The 17271-nt window shown below is 73.3% G+C and carries 13 protein-coding genes; 9 read left to right on the forward strand and 4 right to left on the reverse strand.

Annotation, left to right across the window (positions count from 1 at the left end; translation table 11 throughout):
* Window positions 1–3: 3 nt before the first annotated feature.
* The 9 genes from AB0O53_RS20485 (at window position 4) to AB0O53_RS20525 (ending at window position 11744) form a co-directional block, all read left to right on the forward strand.
* A complete protein-coding gene (locus AB0O53_RS20485; RefSeq protein ID WP_351000562.1) occupies window positions 4–1503 on the forward strand; it encodes a gluconokinase, GntK/IdnK-type in 1500 nt (499 codons plus the stop codon).
* Between the two features lie 48 nt (window positions 1504–1551).
* Window positions 1552–2472: a cyclase family protein gene (locus AB0O53_RS20490; protein WP_365197345.1), complete on the forward strand. Its 921-nt coding sequence runs from the start codon at window positions 1552–1554 to the stop codon at window positions 2470–2472.
* Window positions 2473–2624: 152 nt separating this feature from the next.
* The gene (locus AB0O53_RS20495; protein ID WP_351000560.1) at window positions 2625–4205 is read left to right on the forward strand and encodes a GMC oxidoreductase; all 1581 of its coding nucleotides are present in this window, start codon (window positions 2625–2627) and stop codon (window positions 4203–4205) included.
* Window positions 4206–4424: 219 nt separating this feature from the next.
* Window positions 4425–5219 (forward strand): SDR family oxidoreductase, encoded by a 795-nt coding sequence (locus tag AB0O53_RS20500; protein WP_351000724.1) that lies wholly within the window; start codon window positions 4425–4427, stop codon window positions 5217–5219.
* A gap of 33 nt (window positions 5220–5252) precedes the next feature.
* The gene (locus tag AB0O53_RS20505) at window positions 5253–6734 is read left to right on the forward strand and encodes a cytochrome ubiquinol oxidase subunit I (RefSeq protein ID WP_351000557.1); all 1482 of its coding nucleotides are present in this window, start codon (window positions 5253–5255) and stop codon (window positions 6732–6734) included.
* Complete coding sequence (locus AB0O53_RS20510) at window positions 6731–7786, forward strand: cytochrome d ubiquinol oxidase subunit II (RefSeq protein WP_351000554.1); 1056 nt, start codon at window positions 6731–6733, stop codon at window positions 7784–7786. The genes AB0O53_RS20505 and AB0O53_RS20510 overlap by 4 nt, the downstream gene beginning before the upstream one ends.
* Before the next feature lie 42 nt (window positions 7787–7828).
* Window positions 7829–9598, forward strand: coding sequence for a cation:proton antiporter (locus AB0O53_RS20515; RefSeq protein ID WP_365197246.1), 1770 nt, complete (start codon window positions 7829–7831; stop codon window positions 9596–9598).
* Window positions 9599–9742: 144 nt separating this feature from the next.
* Window positions 9743–11026 carry a DUF2254 domain-containing protein gene (locus AB0O53_RS20520; RefSeq protein WP_351000549.1) on the forward strand — a complete coding sequence of 428 codons (1284 nt, stop codon included), beginning with the start codon at window positions 9743–9745 and terminating at the stop codon, window positions 11024–11026.
* Between the two features lie 70 nt (window positions 11027–11096).
* A complete protein-coding gene (locus AB0O53_RS20525) occupies window positions 11097–11744 on the forward strand; it encodes a class I SAM-dependent methyltransferase (protein ID WP_365197249.1) in 648 nt (215 codons plus the stop codon).
* Between the two features lie 27 nt (window positions 11745–11771).
* On the opposite strand, the gene AB0O53_RS20530 is transcribed toward AB0O53_RS20525, so the two are convergent.
* The 4 genes from AB0O53_RS20530 to AB0O53_RS20545 are packed head-to-tail and all read right to left on the reverse strand — an operon-like array spanning window position 11772 to window position 17116.
* A complete protein-coding gene (locus tag AB0O53_RS20530; protein WP_365197252.1) occupies window positions 11772–12422 on the reverse strand; it encodes a thymidine kinase in 651 nt (216 codons plus the stop codon).
* Between the two features lie 52 nt (window positions 12423–12474).
* Window positions 12475–13677 carry an alkaline phosphatase family protein gene (locus tag AB0O53_RS20535; RefSeq protein WP_351002062.1) on the reverse strand — a complete coding sequence of 401 codons (1203 nt, stop codon included), beginning with the start codon at window positions 13675–13677 and terminating at the stop codon, window positions 12475–12477.
* On the reverse strand, window positions 13677–14276 hold the full coding sequence (locus tag AB0O53_RS20540) for a DUF5998 family protein (RefSeq protein ID WP_069924106.1): 600 nt from the start codon (window positions 14274–14276) through the stop codon (window positions 13677–13679). The genes AB0O53_RS20535 and AB0O53_RS20540 overlap by 1 nt, the downstream gene beginning before the upstream one ends.
* 50 nt (window positions 14277–14326) lie before the next feature.
* Window positions 14327–17116: a bifunctional acetate--CoA ligase family protein/GNAT family N-acetyltransferase gene (locus tag AB0O53_RS20545; RefSeq protein ID WP_403141289.1), complete on the reverse strand. Its 2790-nt coding sequence runs from the start codon at window positions 17114–17116 to the stop codon at window positions 14327–14329.
* Window positions 17117–17271: the final 155 nt, after the last annotated feature.

A 17271-nucleotide genomic window follows, 5' to 3' on the forward strand; every position in this document is an offset into this window, starting at 1 on the left:
CCGGTGCCGGTGGACACCGCGCCGCCGACCCCGCTGGTCCTCGTCGTCGGCGTGTCCGGCTCGGGCAAGACCACGGTGGCCCGGCTGCTCGCGGACCGGCTCGGCTGGCCCCACCGGGACGCGGACGAGTTCCACTCCCCGGCCAACCGGGCCAAGATGGCGGCCGGGCACCCCCTCGACGACGCCGACCGGGCCCCGTGGCTCGCGGCCATCGGCGCCTGGATGGACCAGGAGGCCGGCGCGCACCGCCCGGCGGTCGTCACCTGCTCGGCGCTCAAGCGCTCCTACCGGGACCGGCTGCTGCGCGGGCGGCCCGGGGCCCGCCTGCTGTACCTGCACGGAACGCCGGAACTCGTGCGGGCCCGGCTGGGGGCCCGGCACGGGCACTTCTTCCCGGCGGCCCTGCTGGACAGCCAGTTCGCCGACCTCCAGGAACCGGGACCCGACGAGCACCCCGTGGTCGTGGAGGTCGACCAGCCGCCGCGGGCCGTGGTGGCGGCCGCACTGTCCCTGCTGGACCTGACCGCCCCTTCCCCACCGTCCGAGGAGGCCCCCATGTCCGCGCAGACGCCCCGGTCCGCAGGCCCGACGGGTGAGCAGTGGGAGCTGCGGCACGGCGGGCAGAGCGCCGTCGTGGCCGAACTCGGCGGCGCCCTGCGCCACTACGAGGCGGACGGCGTGCCCCTGCTGGACGGCTTCGCCGCCGACGAGCCCGTCACCTCGGGGCGCGGGCAGATCCTCGTGCCCTGGCCCAACCGGGTGGGCGGCGGCCGCTACCGCTTCGACGGCGCCGACCTGCAGCTCCCGCTCAGCGAGCCGGAGCGGCACAACGCGATCCACGGGCTGCTGCGCTGGACCCCGTGGCGGCTGCTCGCCCACTCCGGCGACGCGGTGCGGGTGGGCACCACCCTCCACCCGCAGCCCGGCTACCCCTTCCTGCTGGAGGTGTTCGCCGAGTACCGGCTCGACGACGCCGGCCTGGCCGTCCTGGTCGGCGCCGTCAACGCGGGCGGCACGAGGGCCCCGTACGGCGTGGGGCAGCACCCGTACCTGACGGTGGGCACCCCTGTGGTGGACACGGCGCTGCTGACCGTGCCCGCCCGGCACCGGCTGACCACCGACGACGAGGGACTGCCGACGGGCGAGGTGCCGGTCGAGGGCACCGAGTTCGACTTCCGCTCCGCCCGGCCCATCGGCGCGCAGGCGCTGGACACCGCCTTCACTGGACTCGAACGGGACGCGGACGGGCGGGCCGTGGTCCGGCTGGCGCACCCGTCGGGGCACCGGGGCACCGACCTGTGGCTCGGCGAGGGCACCCGGTACGTGCAGGTCTACACCGGCGACACGCTGGCCGAGCCCGGGCGGCGCCGGCGCGGTGTCGCCGTGGAGGCCATGTCCTGTCCGGCGGACGCCTTCCGCACGGGCAGCGGCCTCACCGTCCTGGAACCGGGGGCCGGCCACGCGCTGCGCTGGGGGCTGCGCCCCTGGGGAACCTCCGGCTGAGGCGGCGATCCGATGACCGGACACCCCGAACCCCCCGTCCCCCGGCCCATGAGCGCGGAGGACTTCCGGACGCTGTACGAGCGGCTGCGCCGGACGGCCCGGTCCGGCCCGCAGGAGGGCGGCCGGCGCGGGGCGCTGCGGCACCTGACGCCCGCCCGTGTCGCGGCGGCAGCGGCCGAGGTCCGGCTCGGCCGCACGGTCTCGCTGGCCGCGCCGATCGAGACGCGGCCGGGCCCGGACAACCCGGAGCCGGCGAAGCACCGGATGACCGGGCCCGCTCCCGGGGAGGCCGGGGCCGACGGGCTGCACTTCGCCCTCGACCGCTTCGCCATGAACGTGCACGGGGACGCGGACAGCCACCTCGACGCGCTGAACCACGTGCTGTACGACGGCGCGCTCTACGACGGGGTCCCGGCCGGGGACGCGACGGCCCCGGAGGTCCGCTCGCTCTCCGTGGACCTGGTCGGGGAGGGCATCGTCGGACGGGGTGTGCTGCTGGACGTGCCGCGGCTGCGGGGCGTGCCCTGGCTGGAGCCGGGGGACCACGTGACGGCGGACGACCTGACGGCCGCCGAGGCCGCCCAGGGGGTCCGCGTCGGCCCCGGGGACCTGCTGCTGGTCCGGGTGGGGCACCGGCGGCGCCGCGGGGAGCTCGGGGCGTGGGAGGCGGCCCGGTCCAGGGCGGGCCTGCACCCGCGGGCGCTGTCGTTCCTGGCCGAACGGGAGGTCTCGGTGCTGGGCGGCGACGGCAACAACGACACCGCCCCCAGCGCGGTGGCGGACGTGGCCTTCCCCGTGCACGTCCTGGCGGTGCACGCGATGGGCGTGCACCTCATGGACTACCTGCAGTTCGAGGAGCTGGCGGCCGTCTGCGCGCGGGCCGGCCGCTGGAGCTTCCTGTGCGTGGTCGCGCCGCTGCGCCTGCCGGGCGCCACCGGATCTCCCGTGAACCCGATCGCCGTGCTGTGACGGCGGTCCGCGCCCTTCCCCCGCCCGGCCGGGTCGCCGTCCGGGGGAAGGGCGGCTAGCTTCGAATGGGTGGGAATGCTTGGCCTCCGCTCCGCGGAGTGACAGGTCCCGGCCCGCCGGGCGGGGCCACGAGCCCAAGGACGGTGGTCGACGTGGGCGACTCTCCCCACTACGACGTCATCATCATCGGCACCGGCGCCGGGGGCGGTACCCTCGCCCACCGGCTGGCGCCCTCCGGCAAGCGCGTACTCCTCCTCGAACGCGGCGGCTGGCTTCCGCGGGAGCGGGACAACTGGGAGTCCACCGCCGTGTTCGTCAAGGGCAAGTACCGGGCGCCGGAGTTCTGGTTCGACAAGCACGGCAACGAGTTCCCGCCCGAGGTCAACTACTACGTCGGCGGGAACACCAAGTTCTACGGAGCCGCCCTCTTCCGGCTGCGGCCCGAGGACTTCGGCGAGATCCGCCACCACGGCGGCATCTCCCCCGCCTGGCCGCTGCGGTACGAGGACCTGGAGCCGTACTACACGCAGGCCGAGCACCTCTACCGGGTGCACGGGCGGCACGGGGAGGACCCCGGCGAGGGGCCGGCGAGCGCCCAGTACGCCCATCCGCCCGTCGAACACGAGCCGCGCATCCAGCAGTTGAGCGACGACCTGGAGAAGAAGGGGCTACACCCCTTCCACCTGCCCATCGGGGTCGACCTCGTCCAGGACGCCGACGGCAGGGCCGTTCCCTCCAGCGTGTGCATCCGCTGCAACCGGGTGGACGGCTTCCCCTGCCTGGTGCGCGGCAAGTCCGACGCCCAGGTGGTCTGCGTGGAGCCCGCCCTCGAACACCCGGGCGTGGAGCTGATGACCGACGCCCACGTGGTCCGGCTGGAGACGGACGCCGCCGGGCGCACCGTCACGGCCGTCGTCGTCAGGCTGCCCGACGGCTCCGAGACCCGTTTCTCGGGGGACGTCGTGGTCGTCTCCTGCGGTGCGGTCAACTCGGCCGCCCTGCTGCTGGCCTCGGCGAGCGACGCCCATCCCCGGGGGCTGGCCAACAACTCCGACGTGGTCGGCCGGCACTACATGCGGCACAACAACCTGGCCCTGATGGCGGTGTCGAAGGAGCCCAACCCCACGCAGTTCCAGAAGACCCTCGCGCTGCACGACTGGTACCTGGGCGCGGACGACTTCGACTTCCCGCTGGGCGGCATCCAGATGCTGGGCAAGTCGGACGCCGAGCAGATCCACGGGGAGGCACCGCGCTGGGCCGGAGCGGTCATGCCGGACATGCCCTTCGAGGTTCTGGCGCACCACGCCGTCGACTTCTGGCTGTGCGGCGAGGACCTCCCGATGCCGGGCAACCGGGTCACCCTGGACGGCGACGGCGCCATCCACCTCGCGCTCGACGAGAAGAACAACATCGAGGGCCTCGGCCGGCTCCGGCACAAGCTCCAGGGCATGCTCGGACACCTGGGCATGCACGAGCACCACCTGCTGCCGCACAGCATCTACCTGCACAAGGGCATGCCGATCGGGGCGACCGCGCACCAGGCGGGAACCGTCCGCTTCGGCACGGACCCGGCCTCCTCTGCCCTGGACGTCAACTGCAAGGCCCACGACCTCGACAACCTCTACGTGGTCGACACGAGCTTCTTCCCGAGCATCGGCGCGGTCAACCCGTCCCTGACCGCCATCGCCAACGCCCTGCGGGTCGGCGACCACCTCTTGGCCCGGCTGAACTGACCCCTCCCGGGGCCGGCCCGGACCTGCGCCGACCGGAGGAAGATCCTCGGCCGAACGGCGCAACCGGGACCCGCCCGGCGGGCCCCCCGCCACGGCCGGTGATTACGTGGGCGGTCGGTCCGGCCCGCTGCGGCCGGGGCGTGCCGGGCCCGCTCATCGAGGAGGCAGCACAACGTGGATTCCACCGTGGGCGCACCGCAGGGTGTGATTCCGGCTCACCTGCTGAAGGGCCAGAAGGCACTGGTCACCGGCGCCAACTCCGGGATCGGGAAGGCGACCGCGATCGGGCTCGGCCGGGCCGGCGCCGACGTGGTCGTCAACTACGTGGCGGACCGTGAGTCCGCCGAGGCGGTCGTCCGCGAGATCACCTCGTTCGGGGTGCGTGCGGCGGCGTACGAGGCGGACGTGTCCCAGGAGGACCAGGTCGTCGCCATGGTGGACCGGATGGTGCAGGAGTTCGGGACGATCGACATCATGGTCGCCAACGCGGGCCTGCAACGGGACGCCGCGTTCACCGAGATGACCCTCGCCCAGTGGCAGAAGGTGCTGGACGTCAACCTGACGGGGCAGTTCCTGTGCGCCCGGGAGGCGACGAAGGAGTTCGTGCGGCGCGGCGTCGTGCCCGAGGTGTCCCGCGCGGCCGGGAAGATCATCTGCATGAGCTCGGTGCACCAGATCATCCCGTGGGCGGGGCACGTCAACTACGCCTCCTCCAAGGGCGGCGTGCAGATGATGATGGAGACCCTGGCCCAGGAGCTGGCGCCGCAGAAGATCCGGGTGAACGCGGTCGCCCCGGGGGCCATCAAGACGCCGATCAACCGCGGTGCCTGGGAGACCGAGCAGGCCCGCGAGGACCTGCTGAAGCTGATCCCGTACGACCGGATCGGCGATCCGGACGACATCGCCCACGCGGTCGTCGCGCTCGCCTCCGACCTCATGGACTACGTGGTGGGGACCACCCTCTACGTCGACGGCGGGATGACCCTCTTCCCCGGGTTCGCCACCGGCGGCTGATCCCCTCCCTCGCCCCTAGCAGCGAAGGCACGCATGCACACCACGTTCCAGCTGCTGGCGGCGGACGCGCCGGCCCAGCTGCTTCCGGCCCGACAGCTCATGGCCTTCACCCTGGCCTCGCACATCATCCTGGTGCCGATGGGGGTGGCCCTGCCGTTCATCACCCTGCTGATGCACTACCGGGGCATCCGCCACAACGACCCCACGGCCCTGCTGCTGGCACGGCGCTGGTCGGCGGTGATGGCGGTGCAGTTCGCCGTCGGAGTCGTCACCGGCACGGTCCTGTCCTTCGAGTTCGGGCTGCTCTGGCCGGGGCTGATGGGCAAGTGGGGCGACGTGTTCGGCATCGGCTTCGGTGTCGAGGCGTGGGCGTTCTTCCTGGAGGCGGTGCTCATCGCCGTCTACCTGTACGGCTGGCGCCGGCTGAAGCCCCGTACGCACTTCCTGCTCGGGCTCCCGCTGCCGGCCGCCGCGTTGATGGGGGCCTTCGGCATCCTGGCGGCCAACTCGTGGATGAACACCCCCCGCGGCTTCACCCTCGACTCCGCCGGCAACCCGGTCGACGTGAACATCTGGAAGGCCATCTTCACCCCGATGTTCGGACCGCAGTACTGGCACTTCGTCGTGGCGATGCTGCTGACCGCGGGGTACGTGGTGGCCGGGGTCTACGCGGTGGGCTGGCTGCGCGGCCGCCGGGACCACTACCACCGGCTCGGTTTCACCGTGCCGTTCACCGTCGCCGCCATCGCCACCCCGATCCAGTTCTTCCTGGGCGACTCCATCGCCCGGCAGGTGTTCCAGAAGCAGCCGGTGAAGTTCGCCGCCATGGAGATCGTCTGGGAGACCGACACGCACATGCCCGAGTACCTGTTCGGCCGTCTGCATCCGGACGGGACGATCTCGGGCGGCATCAAGATCCCCCAGCTCGACTCCATCCTGGCCGGCTTCAGCCCGGACACCAAGGTGATGGGGCTGACCGCCGTCCCGGAGAGCGACCGGCCGAACGCCACCCAGGCGACCATCGCCCACTGGGCCTTCGACCTCATGGTCGTCATCGGTTCGGTGCTGATCCTGCTGGCCCTCTGGTACGCGGTGGTCTGGCTGCGCCACCGCCGGCTGCCGGCGTCCAAGTGGTTCTGGCGCAGTGCCGCCTGCGCGGGCGTGGCCTCGGTGGTGGCCGTGGAGTGCGGCTGGGTCACCACCGAGGTGGGGCGCCAGCCGTGGATCGTCTACCAGAACATGCGGGTCGCGGAGGCGGTCACCGCGACCCGCTCGACCACGTTGTGGATCATGTTCGGGCTGGTGATCGTGGTGTACGTGTTCGTCTTCGGCGCGTTCCTGGCGGTCCTGCTCAAGATGCGCACCCGATGGCGGATCGCCGACGCGCAGCAGGGGGCGGGAACTCCGGTCGAGGCACCGGAGTCGGACACGCCGTACGGACCGCGCTCGGCCGTGCCGTCCTCCTCGTCCTCGTCGTCGTCGTCGACGCCCTCGTCCGGGGACGGCCGCCCGTGACCGCCGACATCATCGCCTTCGTGCTGCTGCTCGCCGTGACCGCCTACACCTGCGCCGGCGGAACCGACTACGGGGCCGGCTTCTGGGACCTGACCGCGGGCGGGGCCGAGCGGGGCAAGCGCCCCCGGTGGCTCATCGACCACGCCATGGCACCGGTGTGGGAGGTCAACAACGTCTGGCTGATCTTCATCTTCGTCATCATGTGGACGGGGTTCCCGGTCTTCTTCCAGACGGTGTTCTCCGCGATGTGGGTGCCGCTCGCCCTGGCCGCCGTCGGCATGGTCCTGCGCGGCGCGGGCTTCGCCTTCCGCAAGGCCTCCCGGCGGCTCGCCGGACGGCGCCTGTTCGGGACCCTGTTCGCCGTGTCCTCGCTGGTGACGCCCTTCTTCCTCGGCGCGGCCGTCGGCGGCATCGCCTCCGGCCGGGTCGCGCTCGGCACGGAGGCCTCGGCCAGGGCCTGGTCCAACCCCACCTCCCTCGTGTTCGGGCTGCTGGCCATCGCGACCACGGCCTTCCTCGGTGCCGTGTTCCTCTCCGGTGACGCCCGCCGCTTCGACGCGCCCGATCTGGTCGACCACTTCCGGGGCCGGGCGCTGGGCGCGCTCGCCGCGGTCGCCGTACTGGCCGTGGTCGCGCTGTTCGTCACGCGCACGGACGCCCCCCACGTGTGGCACGGCCTCACCCACGGCATGGGGCTGGTCTTCGTCCTGCTGGCGGCGGCGGCCACCTTCGCCACGGCATGGCTGCTGCTGCGGCCGCCGGGAACCCGGGTGCGCGTCGCGGCAGTGGGAGTCGTCGCGGCGGCCGTCCTGGCCTGGGGCATGGCCCAGCGGCCCTACCTCATCCCCACCTCGCTGACCGTCGCCGAGGCCGCGGGCGCCCCCTCCACCCTGACGTGGCTGGCGTTCGTCACGCTGGTCGCCCTGGTGATCGTCGCCCCGGCCGTCGTCCTGCTGTACTGGCTGGACACGCACGGCGAACTGGAGTCTCTCACCGACGCCGACCTGCAGGGCGGCGGCACCGAACCGGGGAAGGGCGCCGATGGGAGCTGACGGCCGCCCGCCGGGTCCGGGCGGCCGGAGGAGAACCCCGCGGTGACCGAGGACCAGATCCTCCTCGGCATCGCCCTGACGGTGGCGCTGGCCGGCTTCTGCCAGATCCTCGCCGGGAAGCTGCGCGTCCCCGCGCTGCTCCTGCTGCTGCCGGCCGGCTTCGTCGCGGGGTCGCTGACCGACGTCATCCACCCGAACAACCTGGTCGGACCCGAGTTCTCCGCCCTGGTCTCCCTGTCGGTGGCGGTGATCCTGTACGACGCCGGGCTCGGGCTCGACCTGCGCCAGCTCTCGGGCCGCACCCGGGGGATCGTCGGCAGGCTGCTGGTGGCCGGTGTCCTCGTCACCTTCCTGGCCGTCGCGGCCGTCGCCCCCGCGCTGTTCGGCATGTCACTGGCCAGCGCCGCCATGGTGGGCGTGATCCTCGTGGTCTCGGGCCCCACCGTCGTGGGGCCGCTGCTGGAATACGTACGGCCCACCGACAAGCTGCGGCGCATCCTCGTCTGGGAGGGGACGCTGATCGACCCGATCGGCGGCATCCTCGGCGCGCTCGTCTTCCACGCCGTCTCCTCCTCCGCTTCCCCCAAGGGCCACGGCTACCAGCTCGGCCAGTTCGCCATCAGCATGGGCGTCGGCCTGGTCGGCGGCGCTGCGGGCGTCGCGCTGCTGTGGCTGACCCTGCGCGTCCTGCGGCTCGGCGAGACCCTCGGCACGATCGCGCAGCTGGCCGTGGTGATCATCGTGTCGGCGGGGTGCGACGTCGTCCGCGACGACACCGGGCTGATCGCCGCGACCGTCACCGGTCTGGCGATCGCCAACCTGCCCGGCTTCGACATGCCCGCCCGCCGGCCCTTCTTCGAGACGCTGGTCCAGGTGATCATCGGGTTGCTGTTCGTGTCGATCTCCTCGACCGTGACCCCGGCCTCCCTGAAGCCCGTACTGCTCCCCTCCCTCGTCCTCATCGCCTTCCTGGTCCTGGCCGTCCGGCCGTTCGTCGCCCTCGTCTCCACCGGGAGGGCGGGACTGGGGCCCGGGGAGCGGGGGTTCATCGGCTGGATGGCACCGCGCGGGATCGTCGCGGCCTCCACGGCCTCCGCCTTCTCCGCCGGCCTGTCCGACCAGGGCCTGGCCGGCGCCTCCAAGATCCTCCCGGTCACCTTCCTGGTGATCGTGGGCACTGTCCTGCTCTACGCCCTGACCGCCGTCCCCGTGGCCCGCAGGCTCGGCGTGGTCCGCCCCTCCCGCTCGCGACCCCTGCTGGTCGGCGGCGACCGCTGGGTCGTCGACATGGGCAAGGCCCTGCGGTCGGCCGGGCTGCAGGTCCTCATGTGGGCCGGCGACGAGGACGAGCGGGAGCGGATCAGGGACGCCGGCCTCGAACTCGCCCGGGGAGAACTCCTGGCCGCGGCCACCACCCCGCGCGCCCGGCTGGAGGGGATCACCACCGTCTTCCTGTGCACGGACGACGACGACTTCAACGCCCTGGCCTCGGTCATGGTGGAGGGCAACGTGGAGGGCCCCGTCTACCGGGTCGGGCCCCCGCACGAGGGCCGCGGCGTCATCGCCCCCTACACGGGCGGCGACGTCCTCTTCGGCGCCGGGCTGGTCCGCCACGTCCTGGCCGAGCGGTACCGGCAGGGCGCCCGGTACCTCGTGCAGCCGGCCTCGCGGCCGGTACCGGCGGACTGCGAGACGCTGTTCGTGGTGCGGGCCGACGGCCGGCTCGATCCGGTCACCGGGACGGGGGGCGGGGCCGGGGCCGTCGCGGCCGCCGAGGGCGACCTCCTCGTACTGCTGGGTCCGGTGCCGTGACGGCGTGCGGAGGCGGAGGGGCGGCCGTACCGTGGGCTGGAGCCGTCCCGCGCCGCGAACCGGAGGTCGGAGGTCACCCGTGCCGTTGCCGCACAGTCGTACGAAGGTGCCCGTCGGGCCACCGGCATCCCGCTACGGCCCCTGATGTCCTGGGCCTCCCGGTTCCGGCTGCTGCAGTACACCAAGGCCAGCCTCTGGATCGTGCCGCTGATCGGTCTCGTCCTCGGCGTTCTGCTGGCGGAGTGGGCCGTCTCCGTGGACGCCACCGAGTGGCTCCCGGCCGGCTGGCGGTACTCCGCCTCGACCGCCAGCGGCGTCCTCACCGCCATCGTCGGCGCGATGATCGCCCTGCTCGGCTTCGTCGTCACGATCGGCGTGCTCGTCGTCCAGCAGGCGACGGGCACGCTGTCCCCGCGCTACATGCGCCTGTGGTACCGGGACCGGCTGCAGAAGGTGGTGCTGGCCACCTTCACCGGGACCTTCTCCTTCTCCTTCGCCCTGCTGCGCAGCATCGAGTCGGACTCCGTGCCCGATCTCGGCGTCACCATGGCCGGGTCGGCCGTGTCCGTCAGCCTGTTGCTGCTGCTGGTCTACCTCAACCGGTTCACCCACAACCTCCGGCCCGTGGCCATCGCCGGCCTGGTCGGACGGATGGGCGAGACGGTCCTGGTCCGCGGGGAGGCCGCGGTCCTGGGCGCCGCCCCGCGCGCGCGTGAGCCCGGGACGCCGGCGGACGGCGGCCCGGTCACCCGCGTACGGTCCGAACGCGGCGGCGTGATCCAGGCCTTCCACCCGGGGCGGCTGACGGCGCTGGCGGAGCGCCACGACTGCGTCCTCGTGGTCACCCGCCTGGTCGGCGACTACGTGCCGCCGGGCGCGGTCGTCGTCGAGGTCCACGGCGGGACGCCGCCCCCCGAACCGCGGCAGGTGACCGGGCTGATCGCCTTCGGCTCGGAGCGGACCATCGAGCAGGACCCCGCCTTCGCGCTGCGGGTCCTCGTCGACATCGCCGTACGGGCCCTCTCCCCCGCCGTGAACGACCCCACCACCGCGGTCCAGATCCTCAACCAGATCGAGGCGTTCCTCCACACGGTCGGCCGGGCCGGCCTGCGCGAGCGCTACGTACTGGCCGACCGCCACGGCACGCCGCGGCTGGTGGTCCAGGGCCGGGACTGGGAGGACTACCTCCAGCTGGCCGTGACCGAGATCCGCGAGTACGGCACGTCGTCCGTCCAGATCTGCCGGCGGCTGCGCTCCGTGCTGGAGGGCCTGCTCACCGCCCTGCCGCCGGGCAGCCTGCCGGCCGTCCGCACCGAGCTGGCCCTGCTGCGGGAGTCGGTCGAGCGCGAGTACGCCGACCCCGCCCGCCGCACCCTGGCGAGCACCCCGGACCCCCAGGGCATCGGCGCCCGCCACCGCCCGGGGTGACCGGCGGCGCCCACCTGCCCCGTCCGCTGTCGACGGCGCTCGGCGGAGGCAACCGTGCCATGCTGGCGCCGTGCCGTTCGATCACAATGACCACTACCACGACCTCTTGCTGCGCGAACTTCCCCGAACCGGCCGAAGGGCCCTGGATGTCGGCTGCGGCAACGGGACGTTCGCCCAGAAGCTCGCCCTTCGGGGATTCACGGTGGACGCCATCGACGCGGACGGCGACGTCATCGCCGCCGCGCGGGAACAGGCCGGCGCGCTCGAACTCCCCGCGGACATCAGCTTCGAGCAGGCCGACATCACCCGCCTGACGCTGCCGCCGAACACGTACGACTACATCTCCTGCCTGGCCAGCCTCCACCACGTGCCCCTCGAAACGGTGGAGAGGCTGCGTGAGTCGCTGACCGCCGACGGCGTCCTGGTGATCCTCGGCTGCTACCGGGAAACCACCGCGGCGGACCATGCCGTGAGTGCTCTGGCGGTCCCCGTGAACGCCGCCTACCGCCTTGCGGTGTTCGCCCGTGAGCAGCTGCCCGCCCACCGCAGGAGTACCCCCCGCCGGCTCCCGGACGCAACCGTGGCCGCGCCCCGTGTGTCCCTGGCGCAGATCAAGGAGTACGCGTCGGCCCGGCTCCCGCACAGTGAGATCCGGCGGCTGCTGTTCTGGAGGTACCTCCTGGTGTTCCGCAACGGCCGCGGAGCGGACGCACGGTGACCGCCTCCGGTCCCGTCCGCGGCCGCGTCAGGGGCGGTTGACCGGGAGGACGTCCGGGGAGAGGGCGGCCGCGTGGGCCGCGGCGGAGGTCATGTGCTTGCGGTGGTGGCGCCGGCAGAGGACCTCGTAGCCGATCGCCTCCGACGGGCGGTTCACGTCGCCGACGACGACCTGCTCGCCCTCGACGACCATCACGCCGCCGACCGTGCGGGCGTTGTGCGTGGCGCGGGCGCCGCACCAGCACAGGGCCTCGACCTGGAGCTGCTCTATCCGGTCGGCGAGCTCGATCAGGCGCTGCGAGCCCGGGAAGAGCTTCGTGCGGAAGTCCGTGGTGATGCCGAAGGCGAAGACGTCCATGTCGAGCTCGTCGACGATCCGGGCCAGTTGGTCGATCTGCTCCGGGGCGAGGAACTGGGCCTCGTCGACGATGACGTAGTCGGCCCGGCCGCCCTGCGAGAGCTCGCCCACGAGGTAGCCGTAGAGGTCCATGGCATCGGCGACCTCGACCGCCTCCGTGACCAGGCCCAGGCGGGAGGACAGCTTGCCCTCGCCGGCGCGGTCCTGGCGGGTGAAGATCACGCCCTGCAGACCGCGGGCCGAGCGGTTGTGCGTGATCTGGAGCGCCAGAGTGCTCTTTCCGCAGTCCATCGTTCCGGAGAAGAACACCAGCTCGGGCATGGGAAGTAGGGGCCTTTCGGGTCGTGGGCGGGTACGGGGGCGGCCGGAGGGGTCAGGTGCGGATTTCGAGCAGCGGGACGAGCTGTTCCGCCGCGGTCATGGAGCCGTGCATTCCGGCGAGCGCCGACTCGTTCGGCTCGTTGCGCGACGCGGTGATCGCGACATCGGCCTGGGCCGCCGCGACGACGTCGCCGATCCGGCCGAGCACCCGCTCGTCGCACTCCCCCGGCGGGCCGAACCAGCCCAGTTCCAGGGCCTCTTCGCGGCTCGCCACCCAGAAGCGGTCGCCGAGCACCTCGCGCCACACGGTCAGCACGTCGGCCTCGGCACCCGGCACCGCGTACACGTGCCGGGCCCGGCCCTCGCCGCCCAGCAGGGCGACGCCGGCGCCCAGCTCCCAGTCCTCGTCGAAGTCGATCCGCGCGTCCTCGTCGAAGGGGACGTCGACCATGCCGTGGTCGGCGGTCACGTACAGCGCGGTGCGCGGCGGGAGCTGCTCGGCGAGCCGCTGGACGAGCCGGTCCACGTACATCAGCTGGCCGCGCCAGGCGTCCGAGTCCACGCCGTGGCGGTGGCCGGCCCCGTCGAGTTCGCTGTAGTAGGTGTAGACGAGCGAGCGGTCACCGGCCGCGAGGCGCTCGGCGGCCACGTCCATCCGCTCCTCGCCGGTCATCCGGCCCAGGAAGGTGCCGCCGCTGAGGGCGACCTTGGTGAGCGGGGTGCTCTGGAAGGCGGGCGAGGACACCTGCGCGGTCGCCACGCCGGCCTTGTCGGCCTCCTGGAAGACCGTCGGGTACGGCTGCCACGGCTTCGGCGGCGCCCACGGGTGCCAGCGGAGCTGGTTCATCAGCTCGCCGGTGGCGGGGTTGCGCACGGTGTAGCCGGGCAGCCCGTGGCGGGCCGGCGGCAGCCCGGTGCCCACGGAGGCGAGCGAGGTGGCGGTGGTCGCCGGGAAGCCCGCGGTGATCGGCCGGCCGGTGCCGCCGCGCGAGCTGCCGAGGAGCGAGGCCAGGTAGGGGGCCTCGGCCGGGTGGGCCTTGATCTGCTCCCATCCCATGCCGTCGACGAGGAAGACGCAGTTGCGGTCGGCCGGGGTCAGCTCGGCGATGGACGCCGTGTAGCCCGGTACGCCCTGCCCCGCCACGAGCGTCGGCAGCAGGTCGGCGAGCGACCCGGCGCCGTACTCCGGGACGGGGGCGCCGCCCAGGTCCAGCAGCTCCGGCTCGGTCCAGTCCTGCGGTGCGGAGTACACCATCAGCGGGCGGAGGGGGAGGACGTGGCCGCGGTGGCCTCGCTCAGCGCCTGCGCGAAGACCAGGGTCTGGCGCACCGCCTCCGGGCCGTCGCCGGCCTCGCTGACCCGCAGGCTGAGGTCGTCGGCGGTGGAGTTGCCGGTGTAGCCGTGGTCGGAGTCGCAGTTGGGGTCGCCGCAGGCGGCCGGCTCCAGGTCGATCCGCGAGACCGCGCCCCAGCCGATGGTCAGGACGACCTCGCGGGGCAGGGTGCCGGGGGTGTAGGACTCCGGGTTGGCGACGACGCGGCTGAGCACCACCGAGGAGATGCTGGAGAGCTTGACCGACTCGGTGGACGTCGTCGCGTACGGGGACGGGGACCCGGCGTCGGCGGCCTGCTCGTCGGTGTGGCTGACGATGAAGCGGTTGCCGGTCAGGACCAGCACGGTGACGTGGCGGCGCACCTCGTTGGAGTCGAAGGTCGTCTCCTGGTGGACCAGGTACGACGAGATCGGCTCGCCGCCCACCGCGGCCTCCACGGCCTCGGCCACGAGGGCCGGGTAGTAGCCGCTGCGCTCGATCGCCGTGCGCAGCCCCTGGGTCGTCGTACCGGATTTCGCCATGGGGTCAATGGTAAGGCCCTCCGGGTGCCCTCCTACCGCGCCGTACCCGCTCAGTAACTGGGGAGGGTCCGCGGCCCGAGATCACCGCGGGCGGGCGGATGGGCGACGCGGACCGTGGCGCTGAGCACGGAGATCCCCTCGACGGCGACGACGACCGGTTCCAGGGAGACTCCGATCACCTCGGGATGGTCGTCCACCAGCCGGGACAGCCGCAGGAGCACCTCCTCCAGGGCGGGGGTGTCGACCGGGTCGCTGCCGCGCCAGCCGAAGAGGAGGGGCGCGGCCCGGATGGACCGGACCAGTCCGGCGGCGTCCCGGTCGGTGGCCGGGACCAGCCGGTGGGCGGTGTCGCCGAGCAGTTCGGAGGCGACCCCGGCGAGCCCGAAGGAGAGGACGGCGCCGGCGGCCGGGTCGATAACGGACCGCACGACGGTGTCGACGCCCCTCGGCACCATGGCCTGGACCACGGGCTGGAGCTCGCCCGGCTTGCCCAGCGCTTCGGTGAGCTCCTCGTACGAGCGTCTCAGCTCGGCCTCGTTCGTGAGGTCGAGCCGTACGCCGCCCAGGTCCGCGCGGTGGCGCAGGTGCGGGGCGGTGGTCTTGAGGGCGACCGGGTAGCCCAGGACGGCGGCCGCCCGGACGGCGGCGTCGGCGCTGGGCGCGGGGAGGGTGGGCAGGACCCGGATCCCGTAGCGCGCCAGCAGCTCGCGGGCGTCCCAGTCGTTCAGGGTCAGCACGGCCCCGGCGTCGACGTCCGCGAGCAGCCCGGCGAGCTGGGTCGCGGCGCCGGCCTCGTCGATGTCCTCGTACTCGGGGACGTGCCCGGAGTCGGCGAGGGCCCGCCGCCACTGGCCGTAGCGCACGGCCTCCGCGACGGCCTTCACGGCGCGCTCGGCGGCGGGGTAGCTGGGGATCCGGTCCGGGTCGGCGGTGGCGTCGGCCGCGAGGGCGGCCGGGGTGAAGGGGCTGTCCGCGGTGGTCCGGTCGGGCGCCCCGGCGGCGGGGCCGCGGGTCGCTGACAGGGCCTGCACCAGCTCGGCCAGTTCCACGTGCACGACCGCCACCGGCTTGCCGGGGGCCTCGGCGACGGCCTCGCGCAGCGCGTCGGCCAGGTCGTCGGCGAGGGCGTGCTCGCTGACCCACGGGATGGCGGTCACGACCACCGCGTCGCAGTCGTCGGAGGCGAGGGCGGCCGCCAGCGCGGTGCGGAAGTCCGCCGGGGACGCCGCGGTCGTCAGGTCCAGGGGCGGCAGCGGCCGCAGGCCCTGGGTCAGGCAGGCGTCGTAGGTGAGGACACCGAGGGACTCGGAGTTGCCGAGGATCGCGATCCTCGGTCCGGCGGGCAGCGGCTGCGAGGCCAGCAGCAGGCCGACGTCCACCAGCTCGGTGACGGTGTCGACCCGGATGACGCCGGCCTGGCGCAGGAGGGCGGAGACGGTGTCGTCCGACAGCCGGGTGCCGGGGACGACGTGCCCGGCGGGGGTGTGGCGGCCGCCCTTGGCGACGACCACGGGCTTGACGGCGGCGGTCCGGCGGGCGAGGCGGGTGAACTTGCGCGGATTGCCGAGGGTTTCGAGGTACAGCAGGGCGACGTCGGTGGCCTCGTCCTCGTACCAGTACTGGAGGATGTCGTTGCCCGAGACGTCGGCCCGGTTCCCGGCGGAGACGAAGGAGGACAGGCCTTCGCCGCGCCGGAGCAGCGCCGAGAGCAGGGCGATGCCGATCGCGCCGGACTGCGTGAACAGGCCGGTCCGGCCGCGCATCGGCATCGGCGCGGGGGTCAGCGAGGCGTTGAGCCCCACCTCCGGGGCGGTGTTGATCACCCCGTAGGCGTTGGGTCCGATGAGGCGCATCCCGTACGAGCGGACCTGCCGCAGCAGCTCGCGCTGGCGGGCGAGTCCGGCCGGGCCGCTGTCCCCGTATCCGGCGGAGAGGACGACGAGCCCCTGCACGCCGTGCTCGCCGCAGGCGGCCACCGCGTCGGGCACCCGGTCGGCCGGGACCGCGATCACGGCGAGGTCGACGGGGGCTCCGACGGCCTCGACGGAGCGGTAGGCCCGCACGCCGTCGAGGAGGTCGCGCGTGACGGCCTCGTTGACGGCGTAGAGGTGGCCGCGGAAGCCGCTGTCGCGCAGGTTGCGCAGTGCGGCCGCGCCCACGCCGGCGCCGGAGCGGCTGACTCCGACGACGGCCACCGAGCCGGGGGCCAGCAGGCGCTGCACGGAGCGGGCCTCGGCGCGCTGCTCCCGGGCCCGCTGCACGGCGAGGGACTCGGCGGTGGGTTCGAGGTCGAGGGTGAGGTGGACGGAGCCGTCCTCGAAGCTGCGCTTCTGCTGGTAGCCGACGTCCGTGAACACCTTGATCATCTTGGTGTTGGCGGGGAGCACCTCGGCGGCGAACCGGCGGATGCCGCGCTCGCGGGCGACCGCGCCGATGTGTTCGAGGAGCGCGGAGGCGACTCCGCGGCCCTGGTGGGCGTCCTGGACGAGGAAGGCGACCTCGGCCTCGTCGGCGGGGGCGGAGGCGGGCCGGCCGTCGGGGCCGATGCGGTCGTAGCGGACGGTGCCGATGAACTCCTCGCCGATGGTCGCGGCGAGGCCCACCCGGTCCACGTAGTCGTGGTGCGTGAAGCGGTGCACGTCGCGGTCGGAGAGGCGGGGGTAGGGCGCGAAGAAGCGGTAGTACTTCGACTCGTCCGAGACCTGCTCGTAGAAGCTGACGAGCCGGCCGGCGTCCTCGGTGGTGATGGGCCTGATCCGGGCGGTGCCGCCGTCGCGGAGGACGACGTCGGCTTCCCAGTGGGCCGGGTAGGACGGGTCCGACTCTATGGTCATGCGCATACCTTACGGCCGGACCGGGCCGGACAGCGCTCGCGCGGCGCAGCAGGCAAGCCGGGACGAACCGGTGCAAGCTGGGGAAGGTCGAGGAGCGGCGACAGCCGGACCGAAGGTCGGTCGGAGCATTCGGGGTGCCGTGAGAGACTGGTCTAGACAAC

Origin of the sequence: Streptomyces erythrochromogenes, assembly GCF_040684695.1 — a bacterium.
Taxonomy (GTDB): Bacteria; Actinomycetota; Actinomycetes; order Streptomycetales; family Streptomycetaceae; genus Streptomyces; species Streptomyces erythrochromogenes_C.

Coding starts and splice junctions, on each gene's coding strand:
- AB0O53_RS20490 (WP_365197345.1), top strand. CDS start 1,552: ATGAGCGCGGAGGACTTCCGGACGCTGTACGAGCGGCTGCGCCGGACG.
- AB0O53_RS20505 (WP_351000557.1), top strand. CDS start 5,253: ATGCACACCACGTTCCAGCTGCTGGCGGCGGACGCGCCGGCCCAGCTG.
- AB0O53_RS20520 (WP_351000549.1), top strand. CDS start 9,743: ATGTCCTGGGCCTCCCGGTTCCGGCTGCTGCAGTACACCAAGGCCAGC.
- AB0O53_RS20530 (WP_365197252.1), bottom strand. CDS start 12,422: ATGCCCGAGCTGGTGTTCTTCTCCGGAACGATGGACTGCGGAAAGAGC.
- AB0O53_RS20535 (WP_351002062.1), bottom strand. CDS start 13,677: ATGGTGTACTCCGCACCGCAGGACTGGACCGAGCCGGAGCTGCTGGAC.
- AB0O53_RS20540 (WP_069924106.1), bottom strand. CDS start 14,276: ATGGCGAAATCCGGTACGACGACCCAGGGGCTGCGCACGGCGATCGAG.
- AB0O53_RS20545 (WP_403141289.1), bottom strand. CDS start 17,116: ATGCGCATGACCATAGAGTCGGACCCGTCCTACCCGGCCCACTGGGAA.